The 13,486-nt window shown below is 64.7% G+C and carries 10 protein-coding genes and 1 pseudogene; 3 read left to right on the top strand and 8 right to left on the bottom strand.

Annotation, left to right across the window (positions count from 1 at the left end; translation table 11 throughout):
* Window positions 1-79: pseudogene (locus RIN13_RS12130) on the top strand (ArsR family transcriptional regulator); the annotation flags it as partial.
* Between the two features lie 220 nt (window positions 80-299).
* Here RIN13_RS12130 and RIN13_RS12125 read toward each other — a convergent pair.
* Window positions 300-1,841: a PLP-dependent aminotransferase family protein gene (locus tag RIN13_RS12125; RefSeq protein WP_309107593.1), complete on the bottom strand. Its 1,542-nt coding sequence runs from the start codon at window positions 1,839-1,841 to the stop codon at window positions 300-302.
* Window positions 1,842-1,900: 59 nt separating this feature from the next.
* On the opposite strand from RIN13_RS12125, the gene RIN13_RS12120 reads away from it, so the two are divergent.
* Window positions 1,901-2,539 (top strand): hypothetical protein, encoded by a 639-nt coding sequence (locus tag RIN13_RS12120; protein ID WP_309107592.1) that lies wholly within the window; start codon window positions 1,901-1,903, stop codon window positions 2,537-2,539.
* 43 nt (window positions 2,540-2,582) lie between these two features.
* Here the strand turns inward: RIN13_RS12120 and RIN13_RS12115 are convergent, their stop codons facing one another.
* From RIN13_RS12115 to RIN13_RS12105, 3 genes are all read right to left on the bottom strand, one after another.
* Window positions 2,583-3,434, bottom strand: coding sequence for a DNA-formamidopyrimidine glycosylase family protein (locus RIN13_RS12115; protein WP_309107591.1), 852 nt, complete (start codon window positions 3,432-3,434; stop codon window positions 2,583-2,585).
* A gap of 11 nt (window positions 3,435-3,445) precedes the next feature.
* Window positions 3,446-8,476 carry a DNA glycosylase AlkZ-like family protein gene (locus tag RIN13_RS12110; protein WP_309107630.1) on the bottom strand — a complete coding sequence of 1,677 codons (5,031 nt, stop codon included), beginning with the start codon at window positions 8,474-8,476 and terminating at the stop codon, window positions 3,446-3,448.
* A gap of 111 nt (window positions 8,477-8,587) precedes the next feature.
* Entirely contained in the window at window positions 8,588-10,081 is a 1,494-nt protein-coding gene (locus RIN13_RS12105; protein ID WP_309107590.1) for an FAD-dependent oxidoreductase, read from the bottom strand.
* 121 nt (window positions 10,082-10,202) lie between these two features.
* Between RIN13_RS12105 and RIN13_RS12100 the strand changes: the two genes are divergently transcribed.
* Window positions 10,203-10,733, top strand: coding sequence for a DUF4383 domain-containing protein (locus tag RIN13_RS12100; RefSeq protein ID WP_309107589.1), 531 nt, complete (start codon window positions 10,203-10,205; stop codon window positions 10,731-10,733).
* 40 nt (window positions 10,734-10,773) lie between these two features.
* Here RIN13_RS12100 and RIN13_RS12095 read toward each other — a convergent pair whose 3' ends face one another.
* The 4 genes from RIN13_RS12095 to RIN13_RS20515 all read right to left on the bottom strand — a co-directional run bounded on the left by RIN13_RS12095 (window position 10,774) and on the right by RIN13_RS20515 (window position 13,219).
* On the bottom strand, window positions 10,774-11,487 hold the full coding sequence (locus RIN13_RS12095; protein WP_309107588.1) for a DUF4232 domain-containing protein: 714 nt from the start codon (window positions 11,485-11,487) through the stop codon (window positions 10,774-10,776).
* Between the two features lie 13 nt (window positions 11,488-11,500).
* Entirely contained in the window at window positions 11,501-12,244 is a 744-nt protein-coding gene (locus RIN13_RS12090; protein WP_309107587.1) for a YcnI family protein, read from the bottom strand.
* A gap of 115 nt (window positions 12,245-12,359) precedes the next feature.
* Window positions 12,360-13,013 (bottom strand): hypothetical protein, encoded by a 654-nt coding sequence (locus tag RIN13_RS12085; protein ID WP_309107586.1) that lies wholly within the window; start codon window positions 13,011-13,013, stop codon window positions 12,360-12,362.
* 47 nt (window positions 13,014-13,060) lie between these two features.
* Window positions 13,061-13,219, bottom strand: a complete 159-nt coding sequence (locus RIN13_RS20515; RefSeq protein WP_375164770.1) for a hypothetical protein — start codon at window positions 13,217-13,219, stop codon at window positions 13,061-13,063.
* Window positions 13,220-13,486: the final 267 nt, after the last annotated feature.

Here is a 13,486-nt window from a genome sequence, read left to right as displayed (position 1 = left end):
GGTAGCTCCCGATCCTCACCGGTTCTCGGACCGGTTCTCTGCCTTCTGGCTGCTGGCGCTCGCCGTCCGGACAGTCCAGGCGTGGAATTGGAGCTCGACGGCGTCGGGCGGCTTGCGGCGGCCTGGGGACTCTTCCTCGAGAGGGTGTACGCCTGCCGCACAGGCCACGATGACGCACCTTCGGTCTGGGGACGCGCAAACGGTCGGAGGACACCCGGATCCGGGTGTCCTTGGGCCGTTTGGCTGACCCGGGGGCATATCGGTGTCCCTGGGCACTCTTGCGCGTCCGGGGCTGGCGGCTAGACGATGGCTGCTTGCCTGGGTTCCTTCAGGGTTCGTCTGAGCTGTGGGGCGGCATTGAGCCGGTCCTGGGCTGAACGGAGTGCATGGACCGCGGTTTCGAGCTGTTCAGGCGGGAGGGTAAAGGGAACACGCAGGTAGTGCTCGAAGGCTCCGCCGACGCCGAACCGCGGCCCGGCAGCGAGCCTGATGCCGAAGTCCGGAGCGATCACTGTCAGGGCGGTGCTGGCTGGGGTAGGCAGTCGGCACCAGACGGAGAGGCCGCCGCTCGGCCGCTCCACCTGCCACTGCGGGAGGTGCTCCTGGAGGAGTTCCAGCAGCACCGACCGGTTGTTCCGCAAAGCTGAGAGCCGGGCAGGCAACGGTTCGCTCAGCGCGCGCACCAGATGGGCCGAAGCCAGTTGCTCCACCACCGGGCCGCCGAGGTCAAGGGTGCTCCTTGCGGCGGCAAACCTCTGGATCAAAGCCCTGTCTGCACGGATCCACCCTGAACGCAGACCGGCCCAATGGGATTTGCTGAGTGAACCGATGGAAACGACGGCGGAGCTGAACGCGGCCACGGGGGTGCTGGCCACGCCGTCGAGATTCAGTTCCCGCAGGGTCTCATCCACGACCAGAACGGTGTCGGACGCTGCTGCCGCCTTCACCAGTTGGCGTCGCTGGGAGTCGGGCATGAGCCTGCCGGTGGGGTTGTGGAAATCAGCGACGACGTAGGCCATCTTGGGGCGCAGCTGCATCATGCTGGAACCCAGGGCATCGAGATCCCAGCCCAAACCGGCAATGGGAGCAGCCCCGCCAGGTTCCAAGCCGGGTCCTGAACCAGAACCCCCACCCGCGCCAGCAGAAGGCAAGGGAACGGGAACCGGGCGGCAGCCGGCGGCACGAATAGCGTCGAGGGCGTTGGGGTACGTGGGCTGCTCCACGAGTACCCGGTCCCGCCGGCCTGCCAAGGAGCGCAACACAATGTTCAGGGCGTGCTGGGCTCCGGATGTGACCAGGATTTGCTCTTCATCAGTCGGAACACCTGCCCTGCTGTAATGGGCTGCTATGGCCTGGCGGAGAGCCGACACGCCCAGGGTGTCATACCCAAACCCAGGCAGCAGCGCAGGCAACTCAGTGATTGCGGCGGCGAACGCCCGGTGGACCACCTCGCCACTGGCCGGCAGCGAGGCGTAGGCGAGGTCAAGAAGCCCCTCGGGTACCGCCAGGCCCGGGCTGGCGGTTAGGACGCCGGTGGCTCCTGCCGGATTCTCGCCCGGAAGTGTGCGTTGCGGGATACAGGTGCGGCCGCGGCTGCCTTGCCGGCTGCTGAGGAACCCCTGCTCCCGCAGGCTTCCGTAAGCGGCGGTGACAGTGGTCCTGCTGATGTCCAAAGTGGATGCCAGCGTCCGCTCACTCGGAAGGGCCACGTCAAGCGGCACCCTCCCGTCAAGGATCAGGAGGCGGACGACGTCGGCCAGTTCGCGATAGGCAGGAGCGGCACCAAGGTTCCATTCTCCGAGGAGACGTGACAGTGCAATGGGATTCAAGGAGCCAGCCATAAGGCCAGTATTTCAGACTGGCTATGGATTACAAGGCCAGTTGCAGAGAATATGGTTCAGTGATGACGCGACGATTGACTCAGCTTTTTATTGGCCTTGCCTTGTATGGATTCTCCTTGGCCATGTTTATCCGGGCAGCCCTCGGGTTGGATCCTTGGGACGTATTCCACCAAGGCCTTGCCGGCAAGGTGGGCTGGAGCATCGGCATGGTTGTGGTGGTGGTGAGCTTCCTTGTATTGCTCCTGTGGATCCCCCTCCGGCAGCGGCCCGGGATCGGCACGCTCAGCAACGCGGTGCTGGTGGGCGTATTTGCCGACGTAGGTCTACTCCTGATTCCGGAGTTCTCCCACCTTGGCGGGCAGATCGCGCTGCTGGTGGGTGCTGTGCTCCTGAACGGTATCGCCTCTGCCTGCTACATCGGTGCGCGCCTGGGCCCAGGTCCCAGGGACGGGCTGATGACCGGTTTGGCCCGCAGGACGGGCTGGTCGGTCCGTCTGTCAAGGACGGGGATCGAAATTGTGGTGCTGGCGGCCGGGTGGTTGCTGGGCGGTTCTATCGGCGTGGGCACGGTGGTGTACGCACTGGCGATCGGGCCTCTGGTGCAGCTCCTCCTGCCGAAGTTCATGGTTCCCGAACCTCCTGCGGTGGCCCTGGCCACAGCGGACGACAAGGAGCAGGTGCCCGTCCAGGCTGCCTGAATGCCGCAACATCCCCGGCGCCGTAGCGCCGCAGTACTCATCGTCAGGAGGTTACGGGCTCCGGCTGGCAGCTAGGGCAGAAGTAGATGTCCCGCTCCTCGATGGCCCGGGTTCTTCCTTGGGCCTTGTTTCCGAGGACGCCGTAGCGGATGGGCGTCCCGCAGCGCAGGCAGGGTTGGTGTTCCCTGCCGTACACCCAGTAGCCGGGACGCCCTCCGCTGCGGCCTGCGGGTCTTCCCTGCGGGTTCATTACAGTGGTTCTGCGGGCGGACCCGATGTTGGCTTGCAGTAATTGCTTGGCGTCCGTCAGGAGGGCGGGGAGGTCTGCCACGGCAGAGACGGGCGCAGCAGGGTGGATGCGCGAAAGGAAGCACACCTCACAGCGGTAAACGTTGCCGATTCCGGCGAGGTTCCGCTGGTCTAGAAGTGCCACTCCGATGGATACCTCAGGGTGGGCGAGTATGCGGCGCTGGGCCTCGTCGGCATCCCAGTCCGGACCCAGGAGGTCCGGTCCCAGGTGGCCCACAACAGAGTCTTCGTCCGCGGTTTTGATCACGTCCAGTATTCCCAGGGAGAACCCGACGGCGTCTGCCGCAGCCGTGCGCAGAACGCACCTCGCCGTGAACCCCGGTTTACGCCACCGGCCACCTGGCGGGTACACCTGCCAGGCGCCCTCCATTTTGAGATGGGAGTGGATGGTGAGCCGTTCCTGCGCAGGACCCTGGAGCCTCATGAGCAAATGTTTGCCCCGGGGCACCACCTCGCTGACCGTCCACCCGTCGAGCTTGAGCGTAGCGAACCGTGGGACCCGGAAGTCTGAGGACAGGAGTTTCTGGCCGGCCAAGGCGGAGTGCAATTGTGCAGCCGCCCGCCACACTGAATCACCCTCGGGCACGGATCCACCCCTCAGGCACGGATCCTCAGTCCCTTAGGGGTGGTGTAGGCGCCAGCCTGGGTCAGTGCAACGGCGGCCGGGGTCTCCGGAATGTCGTGGCCGTTGACCTTCTCCATCACGAGCTTGTCCACGGCACCGCGGCGTACCACTCCCACCAACGCCGCTGCGGCAGAGGCCAGGATCGTGGTGTCCTCGCTGAAGGCGAGCAGGGTCTTGCCTCCGCGCTCCACATAAAACACCAGCGCGCCGTCGACCATCACCACCAGCGCTCCAGCCTTCCTTCCCGGGCGGTGCCCGCTGCCGGCTTCAACGCTAAGCACCGGCCACGGAAGAGCCGCGCCGTAGGGATTGGCAGGATCGGTGGCTGCAAGGGCCATGGCAACGGGTTCCGTTTTGGCCAGTTGAGTGTCCTCGGCGAACGACCGGAGCCGGTCCACTGTGGCCGGGACTGCGAACTGGGCAGCCCCAAGGTGCTCGATGAAGTAGCCGCGCCGGCAACGTCCCGCCTCCTCCAGCCTCGCCAGGACTTTGTACATCAGTCCGAAGCCACCCAGAATGTTCTCGGCCATGACCGAACCGCGCGTTACCACCCCATACCTGTCCAGCAGGAGCTCGGCGGTGGCCCGGGCATGAATGGTGGGGTCAAGTTCCGGTGCCGGCAGCGCCGACCAGCGCCCGGCGGCCAGAGGGGGAGTGGGCGCTGCCCCGCCAAGCGTGCCATACCTGCCGCCGGTCAGCCCCGGAGATCCACGCAGGCCGGTTCCATGGGCACGGCCCAAGCGGCTCATTCTCGGAGCGCGGGCACGTGGCGCCCGGGCTACCTGCCTGTGGGCGGTGTGGCCACCGGCAATCAAGGCGCGCACCGGAGCGAAGGTATCGCCCGTAACGCGACCGGCCCAAGCCAGATCCCATAGTGCCGTGACCACATCGGAATCGCTCAAGACGGAATCCATTCCGCCTGCGATATCCGTCAGCTGGCGGAAGAAGTATCCGCCACCGTTGTTTTGGAGGTGTTCGAGCAGGCGGAGCTGGGCGTCGCCGGGTTGGTAGTCAGGGTTCGGATTCAGGGTCAGCTCCGCAGAATCTGCCACGTGGAGGCTCACCCAGCCGTCGTTGCCGGGCAGCGCCCCGGCCCCGGACCAGAGGACTTCCCCGGCAGCCATGAGCTCGTCGAGCATCGCCGGCTGGTAATCGGCGACGCGGCCTGCCAGAACCAGTGGCTCCCAGGCCGAGGCGGGTACGGGCACACCGGACAGCTGATCAACGGCAGTGATGATCCCGTCCATGCCGCGCAGCACAGACTGGCCACGCCGGCCACCCGGCGTCAGCACATTCTGCCAGGCGGGAAGGAACCTGCCGTAGGCTGTGCCATCAACTGGCTCCACTTCAGCGCGGAGGGCAGCCAAGGACCTGCGGCGGAGCTTGCGGAGGACTTCGGCGTCGCACCATTCACTCGTGCCGGCCAATGCAGTGGATACCGGAGCAGACGAACCCAACGGAGGTGAGGGTGCCGAGGCCGCTCCGGAAGAAGCTTCCCCGGGAGGCACTTCCGGCGTTTCCTCAGGTGCAACATGGGGACGGAACTCCCCTTCGACAACGCGTCCGTCCCCCGCCAGACGCTTCAGGGCGGAATTGACGACGGCGACGCCAAGTCCCAGCCGGTTGGCTGCTTCGGCAGAGGTGAACGGCCCATGCGTTCTGGCGTAGCGGGACACAAGGTCGCCCAAGGGGTCGGCCACAGGTTCGATGAAGGCCAGGGGGACACCCATGGGGAGCGGCACGCCGAGAGCATCCCGCAGCCTGGCGGCGTCTTCCACGGCCGCGAAGCGTTCAAAGCCGCCGATGTTGACCTTGAGAGCCCGGTTGGCGCGCTGCAGGGCGGCAAGGTGCACGGCGGCGTCGGCGGGTGTGGCATGCGCGGCCCCGGCCGCCTCGAGGCGGACGGAGACTTCCTCAGGCGTGAGAGGGCCCAGCAGCCGCAGCAGGTCGGCCACACCCTCCATGCCCCGGACCCGCCGATCAGGTGCAAGGCGCTGGAGTTCCCGCTCGGTTGCCTCGATGACCTTGGCGTCCAGGAGTTCCCGGAGTTCCACCCGGCCCAGGAGCTCGTTGAGGAGCGTGGAGTCCAGGGCGAGCGCGGCTGCCCGGCGTTCGGCGAGCGGGGAGTCACCCTCATAAAGGAACTGGGCGACGTACCCAAAAAGCAGGGACTTGGCGAACGGTGACGGCTGCTGCGTGGTGGTCTCGACGATTCTGAGTTCGCGGCGCTCAATGGATGCTGCGATCTCCTTGAGAGCCGGGAGGTCGTAGACGTCCTGGAGACACTCGCGGACGGTCTCCAGCACAATCGGAAACGACGGGTATTTCCTGGCGACATCGAGCAACTGGGCCGATCTTTGCCTTTGCTGCCAGAGCGGCTGCCTCTTCCCGGGATTTTGCCGGGGAAGCAGCAGCGCACGGGCCGAGCATTCCCTGAACCGTGAGGCAAACAGGGCGCTGCCGCCTACCTCGGCCGTCACGATCTGTTCCAGTTCCTCTGGATCGAACAGGAACAGTTCGGCCCCCGGGGGCTCGTCTTCCATCATGGGCACACGCAGCACAATTCCGTCGTCAGCCGCCATGGCAGAGCCGTCCAACCCGTAGCGCTGCTGGAGTCGCTGCCCGACGGCCAGGGCCCAGGGGGCGTGGACGGGCATACCGAAGGGACTATGCAGGATGACTCTCCAATCGCCCAGCTCGTCGTGGAACCGCTCCACCACCAGCGTGGTGTCGCTCGGTACCACTTCGGTGGCTTGCCGCTGCTCAGCGAGGTACTGCAGAAGATTGTTGGCCGCGAAGTCGTCCAGCCCGCTGGCTTTGCACCGCTCAGTGGCAGGCCCGACGTCGGACGCGGAGAGCTCACGGACGAACGCGCCCAGCGCGCGGCCCAGATCGACCGGGCGGCCCAGGGAATCGCCCTTCCAGAAGGGAAGCTTTCCGGGCTGGCCAAAAGCCGGAGAAACCAGGACACGATCGTGGGTAATGTCCTCTATTTTCCAACTGGTGGCACCGAGCGCGAAGATATCCCCAACGCGGGACTCATAGACCATTTCCTCATCGAGTTCACCCACGCGGCGGCCGCCCTTCGCCGCCGAGCCCGCTGGTGCCGGGCTTCCTGGGGCGGAAGCGGCAGAAGAACCGGAGGAGCCCGTCCCCTCGAGTTCGGTTCCGATGATGTAGACCCCAAACAGCCCGCGGTCCGGAATGGTGCCGCCGGACGTCACTGCCAGACGCTGGGCGCCGGGTCGCCCCTCGATGGTGCCGGCGTTCCGGTCCCAGATGATCCGCGGGCGGAGTTCAGCGAACTCGTCGGAGGGATACCGGCCGGCCAGCAGATCCAGCGTAGCGTCGAAAGCTGAGCGCGGCAGGCTCGAGAATGGAGCGGAACGACGGACGGTCGAAAACCATTCCTCGACGTCGATGCTGCCCAGGGCGGTGGCAGCAACAGTCTGCTGGGCCAGGATATCCAAGGGGTTGGCAGGCACACTGAGGCGTTCGATCTTTCCCCCGAGCATCCGCTCAACGGTGATAGCTGTGTGGACGAGATCGGCGCGGTGTTTAGGGAACAGGACACCCTGGGAGATTTCACCCACTTGGTGCCCTGCCCGGCCTACACGCTGCAGGCCGCTGGCCACGGAGGGCGGGGACTCCACCTGCACCACCAGGTCAACGGCGCCCATATCGATGCCGAGCTCCAGGGAGGACGTGGCCACTACGCAGCGGAGTCGTCCGGACTTGAGGTCGTCTTCGATGAGGGCACGCTGGTCCTTGGATACCGAACCGTGATGGGCCCTGGCCAGGACAGGATCGGCGCCCGAGGTGCTGCCGGCCTGGGCCATCATGTGAGCGGGGGTGGCCGTGGAAGTAGGGGTGGCCGTGAAAGAAGGCGCGGCCGGCGCAGGGGACGGGCCGACCGCAGAAGGGGATGAAGAAGAGGATGGGGCCGGGGCATCGAAAATTGTCGGCGCGCCCTCCCATCCTCCACCCGCAGCTACCAGTTGGCGCTCAGCATGGATCTCGTTCAGCCGGGCGGTAAGCCGTTCGGCCAGTCGCCGGGAGTTGGCGAACACGATGGTGGACTGGTTGGCCAGCACCAGGTCCACGATCTTTTCTTCAACGTGGGGCCAGATGGAGGCCTGCGGCTGGAGCCCGGAAGCTGGGCCTGAATCAAAGGCCCCGGCCGCCCCGGGCAGGTCAGACATGTCCTCCACCGGAACGGAGACGGTCAGGTCCCAGTTCTTTTCCGACGAAGGCGCCACAATCTCGCATGGTGCCGAACCTGCCAGGAACTGTGCCACGAGTTCCCGGGGTTCCACGGTTGCAGAGAGCCCGATCCGCTGGGCGGGCTTGGGCAGAAGTGCATCAAGACGCTCCAGCGAGACAGCAAGGTGGGCGCCGCGTTTTGTTCCGGCCACCGCGTGGACTTCGTCGACGATGATGGTATCCACCTCAGCCAGGGTTTCCCGCGCCCGGGATGTGAGCATGAGGAAGAGAGATTCCGGCGTGGTGATCAGGATGTCAGGCGGATTGGTCAGCAATGCGCGCCGGTCCGCCGTCGTGGTGTCTCCTGAGCGGACCCCCACGGTGATCAGCGGGGCAGGCAGCCCCAGCTTCTTTGCAGTCTGGGTAATGCCGATCAGGGGCGCACGGAGGTTGCGTTCGACGTCGACGCCAAGGGCCTTGAGCGGGGAAATGTACAGGACCCGTGTTTTCCGCTTGGGGGCCTTGTTCCCTCTGCCTTTGCCCCGGCCCTCCCTGCCGGGCACCACGGCTTCAACCGCAGAAGCATCGTCCAGGGGAGTATCAGTCAGGACCCTGTCGGCAGCAAGAAGCCGGTCCAGGGCCCAGAGGAACGCCGCGAGAGTCTTTCCGGATCCGGTTGGAGCCACCACCAAGGCGTGGGAACCTGAGGAAATAGCGTTCCAGGCGCCTTCCTGAGCGGGAGTGGGCGTAGAAAAGGCACCCAGGAACCACTCGCGCGTGGACTGGCTGAACCGTTCCATGGTTCCGGCCCGTCTGTTTCTATGGATCTCCTGGTTCTCCCGATTCCCTTGCCCGGCTTCCTGACCATCCATTTCTCCATCATGCCTTAAGGCACTGACAGAAATGCCGGCTCAATCAAGCTGTGCCAGAGGATGCGTAGCCGGTCCTTCAAGCACCTGGCCCTCATTGGTAAAACGGGACCCGTGCAGCGGGCAATCCCAGGATTTTTCGGCGTCGTTCCAGCGCACAATTCCGCCCATGTGCGTGCATACTGCGGAAAGCTTGCAGGTGCTGCCGTTCACGGTGGAGGCCGCGACCGGCTTGCGGCCTTGCCTGGACACCACTCCCATTCCTTCCGTTGGAACCTGGGTGGTTTCATCGGGCCGTTTCAGCCCGACTTTGCTCCAGTCCTTGAAAACGGTCGCAGCGACGTCGGCATTAAGAGAGGCGGCAGATGCGGCACCGGGGGGAGAAGTAACCCTGTGGTGGATGGTGTCGGCCCAGGGAATCTGGCCGCCAAGGATATCCGCCGATATCCCCAAGGCTGCGGCAACAGCATTCGTCATGCCCCATTTGTTGTAGCCTGTGCCAAGGAAAATCCTGCCGCTGCCCCGCGGCATTTTGCCGAAGAAGGGCATCAGGCTCACGGGCTGATAGTCCTGGGCAGACCAGGTGTGAGTTGTTTCCGCTCCCGGATAATGGCCCTGCGCCCACTCCACGAGCCCGTCCAGGTGCGCCTTCGCCGACTGCATCCGGCCCCCCGCGTGGCCGTTTCCGCCGACCAGTAAAAGCCGTTCCCCGTCGACCGGGTAATCGCGCAGGGAGCGGGTGGGCTGTTCAACGGAGATATACATGCCGTTGGGCGGTGTCGTCGAACCAGGCAGCCGGAGAGCCGCTGCATATGAGCGCCCTGGCTTGAGCTTTGCGAAGTAGAGCCCCCGGTCCAGCACGGGCGTACCCGTGGCCAGGACAAGTTCCTCGGCCCGGATCTTTCCGCGGGTGGTTTGGATGTCGAGTGGCCCCGTGCCCTGGGCCCCGGTCAGCCGGACCCCCGAAATAATCTTTCCGCCGTGGCTACGTACGTCAGCGATCAACGTATCCAAAACGTCCATGGGGTGAATCTGCGCCTGACCGGTCAAAGCAACTGCACCCCTGACGGGATACGGCAGGCCGGGATCCTTGGTGTAGTCCACGTCCAGGCCGGCAGCAAGAGCCACGGTGAATTCCTCGCGAAGCTTCTCGACACCGTCAAGAGTTGCTGCATAGGTGTAGGCGTCCCTGGTCTGGTAAGGCACGTTGTTCGAGTCCAAGTACCGCAGGAGCCAGGCCTGGCCTTCGCGGTTGGCTTCGACGTAGGCATCGACCAGCTTTTGAGAGTATTGGCCCCGAAGCTTCGAAAGCGTTGTGCCTTGCAGGAGGGTTACTTTCGCCGTCGTATTTCCAGTGGTGACCGCGCCCGGAGTACGTGCCTCCAAAATGACAACGTTTTTCCCGGATCGGGCCAGAAGGAGCGCGGTGACGAGGCCGGTCAGTCCGGCGCCTGCAACTGCCGTGTCATAGGAGGTTTCCGGCACAAACTCATCGCTTGTGAAAGTGTCCGGCCTGTCCAGCCACAGTGAAGTCATCGGTTCACGCCTGCCTCTCGGCTCGTGCCCCGATTTCCTTCAGCGGGGCGTCGGAAGATTTCATAAGTATACTTACCATGTACCTGTGAAGGAACAGCCGCCAAGGAGCAGGAGCGCAACCATGAACGCAGTCCACGTTTCCGGTCGGAGCACAGGCAAGCGGACTGCTCTTCAGAAATCGGCTGTGGCGGCTGGCATCCTATTCGTCCTTGTGGGAGGCCTGGGGTTCGTTCCGGGGACCACCAGCGGCACTGACGCGATGGCGTTCTGGGGGCATCAGTCCGGCGCGATGCTCTTCGGTGTCTTCCAGGTTTCGGTGTTGCACAACCTGGTGCACCTTGCCACAGGAGTGGTTGGACTGTTCATGTCGCGGCTGGCGATGCAGTCCCGTACCTTCCTGATCGGCGCGGGCGTGGCTTATTTGGCAATGTGGATTTTGGGGCTGATAATTCCCCATGACTCCCCGCTCAACGTGGTTCCGTTTAGCAGCGCCGATAACTGGCTGCATGTGGCCTTCGGCCTGGGCCTTATCGGATTGGGCGTCGCTTTTGCCCGCGATGCTGTGAGTCCGCCGAAAACGGCCCACGCTTCGGTGGACGCTTCCGCTGACGCAATACGTGACGCCTCACCTGACGATTCAACCGCCGGATGAATCAGCCGGGGCCAGCTCAAACACCGGTAATGGGAAGGCGCTACTGGGCCCGGAAGGCTCCCACACTCAGCAAAGTGACGGCGGCATTGCCGCACGCATCTGTGGGCTGCGGGATAAAAAGGGAGGCCTTGTCTTCGGGGGGATAAATCCGGTAGCCGGCCGCCGGCGTCAGGGTGCAGTCCTGGAAGTTTCCGGCCTGGGTGTAGCGCAAAGGGGCCGTTCCGGCTGCCCCCGGTGCCAGCACGACGTCGGCTGCGCGCGTGGACTCGTCCCTTGTGGCCGGCGCCCCGATAGGCTCGCCACCCGCGTCAGCGGTCAGCGAGACGCCGGGAAAACCCCGAAGCATACAAGGGGTTGAGCCTGAGTTCTTGAGCACCAGCTGCATATTGATGCTGCCGGCTGCCCCTCCGCCTGATGAATCAGTGCTGGCTGTGAGGTTCGAGGCCTGGCACAGCGGCGTTTCCCCCGCCGTGGGCGTCGACGCCGCCGGGGGACTGCTGGGAGGGGATGTTTCGCTTGGAGCAGCTGACGAGGAGCTGCTGGAGGGGGAAGCTGCCGGGGTTGTTTGCTGCGACTGCGGTTGGCTGGGACCGCAGGCTGTCAGAAGGAGAACGGCCCCCGCCGCCGTCATGACTGCAGACACAATGCTGATTCTCTGAGACCTCATGGCTACACCTTTACGGGAGAGGTCCTGGGAGTCAACGATGCCACGACGACGGCGGGGAATTGACGCCCGGATTGTAATTCCAGGCATCGAACTGATGCTGCTAGCTTGAAGAACCTGCAGACTGGAGCGGATCCTTCTTGGTGCCCCGGCTGCGCACGAAGGCCACGCCACCCATCGCGAGTCCTCCCACGCCTGCCGCCAGCCCGGCCCAGCTTCTCGCTTCCACACCCTGATCGACGGCGGCGCCATCAACAACGGAGGCAGTGTCACTGGCGTGGGATCCCTCTCCTTGCGGGGAACCATCCGAAATAGTCACTGAGGGAGCGGGTGCCTCAAGTGAATGCGGGTCCTGGCCGTCCTTGGGTATTTCGGCCCAGTCGGTCTGGCCCACCTGACAGTTCTGAAGCGTCGGAAAGTAGAGGGTTGTGCCGGCAGCGTCGGGCAGCTTCATGGACAACACGAGGGCGTCCCGCAGTTTGGGATCCAGCGGTGTCTTAGCGGTGTAAACGATTTTGCTGGTGCGTTTGGTGATGGTTGCCCCGTCGGCCGTCTTCTTCGGCGAGGCCAGCTCTTCTTCGACCTTTTCAACGATCCAGTTGGGATTCACGGTTGGCTGGGCGTCGTTGAGTTCCTCCGGCAGGGTGATGGTCACCTTGGTAGTTCCTGAGGTGTCGCAGCCGTGCGGGATGCCGAACGTGAGGAGGGCATACGAATTGGCGGTGGTCTTGTCCGGGCTGATACCCACGTGGGCAGACGCCCCCGCGGACCCCGCCATCATCAGGGCCGCTGTTCCGGCAATGGCACCGGTCACGGAGGTGGCGCGGCGAAGGATGGACTTGTTCATGGAAATGCCTTTCGGGGTGCGCTCCCGTTGGGGCGCACTGAAGTGAGGGAAGGAACCCGTCACTTGACCGCCGGGCGATGGAAAGGAGCGCAGGGGTCGGCAGTGCCGGGCTGAGTCAGGAAAGTACGACGGCGGCGGGCGGTCCGCGTCGGCAGTCTTGCCTGAGGTTCCGCCAGGGAAGGGGAGTGAAGTCCCTGCCGGCACTGTTGGCGGCGGGTACTGTTCCGGCGTCGAGCGTCACCGGAGACGGTAACTGAACGAGCGGGCGGAGCCAGGTTGCCAGGAACCACAGCGCTCCCTCGCCCCGGGCAAGTAACGCGGCGCAGACGAGGGTGGCCACCACGTGGCCCGTCAGCATCAGCGCCGTTAAGGGGGAATCAACCTGGTGCGCATGCCCGGCACCCTGGGCCGCGGCCTCCGTCAACGACAACCCTGCCTCATGAGCAAAGCCCGCCTGACCTGCCGCGTGATGACTTTCCCGGACGACCGAAGCTGCCCCTGATGGCGGAACGCTGAGTGCGGTGAAGACCTCATGGAGGGCCAATTGCCCGGCACCGAGGACTGCTGTCATGGCCGGTAGCCTGAGTTGCCGCCTGGTGGCCAGCGTCGAAGCCAGGCCGGTCATGGCCAGGATGGCTGCCATGATCCCGGCTCCGGGAAGAGAGCCGCCGCCGAGGATATGGGCAAGGGCTGCGAGCAGCACCATGGTTGCAGCGACGGTGGTGGAGCGCAGCAGATGGAAGGGAATCCGGGCGGAAACGGGTGCCACGGAAACCTCCTCACGGCTCATCACTCGCTGGACACGTGATTTCGATTCTAGCGGGATTTGGTGAAGCGGAAAGTCGCTGCCGGGGGAGGGGGAACATGATCGAAGGTCCCTGCCTCGGCATGGCGGCGGCGCCGCAATTCCAGGATCAGGCTTTCCTCGCCACGTGCCATGGCCCAGCGGTGGTTCGCGCTGAAAACTGGTTTCATCAGCCAGCCCAGCCGCCGAAGCAGCGGCTTTCCGGCGTTGACCTGCCAACAGTAGGTGACAACAGTTTCGGGCCCGTCCTGGCTAAAGGACCATCGGCCGGTTCCTGTCAGGTCACCCGCGGCGCTGAGGGCAAAACCTTCCCCCCTTCTGGTTGTCCGAATCCAGGGAATGGATCGTGGAGTCCTCCAGCCCTATCTCCCATCGCTGCCCTTTTACTAGACTGCACGCATAAGCCGCTACCTAGCTCTAGGAGAACAACATGGACT

Origin of the sequence: Arthrobacter sp., assembly GCF_031179985.1 — a bacterium.
GTDB lineage: Bacteria > Actinomycetota > Actinomycetes > Actinomycetales > Micrococcaceae > Arthrobacter.
Note: the sequence above shows the minus strand (reverse complement) of the source record. Positions and strands in the feature narration are given on the sequence as shown.

Coding starts and splice junctions, on each gene's coding strand:
- RIN13_RS12090 (WP_309107587.1), bottom strand. CDS start 12,244: ATGAACAAGTCCATCCTTCGCCGCGCCACCTCCGTGACCGGTGCCATT.
- RIN13_RS12105 (WP_309107590.1), bottom strand. CDS start 10,081: ATGACTTCACTGTGGCTGGACAGGCCGGACACTTTCACAAGCGATGAG.
- RIN13_RS12125 (WP_309107593.1), bottom strand. CDS start 1,841: ATGGCTGGCTCCTTGAATCCCATTGCACTGTCACGTCTCCTCGGAGAA.
- RIN13_RS12110 (WP_309107630.1), bottom strand. CDS start 8,476: ATGGAACGGTTCAGCCAGTCCACGCGCGAGTGGTTCCTGGGTGCCTTT.
- RIN13_RS20515 (WP_375164770.1), bottom strand. CDS start 13,219: ATGAAACCAGTTTTCAGCGCGAACCACCGCTGGGCCATGGCACGTGGC.
- RIN13_RS12095 (WP_309107588.1), bottom strand. CDS start 11,487: ATGCCTGGAATTACAATCCGGGCGTCAATTCCCCGCCGTCGTCGTGGC.
- RIN13_RS12100 (WP_309107589.1), top strand. CDS start 10,203: ATGAACGCAGTCCACGTTTCCGGTCGGAGCACAGGCAAGCGGACTGCT.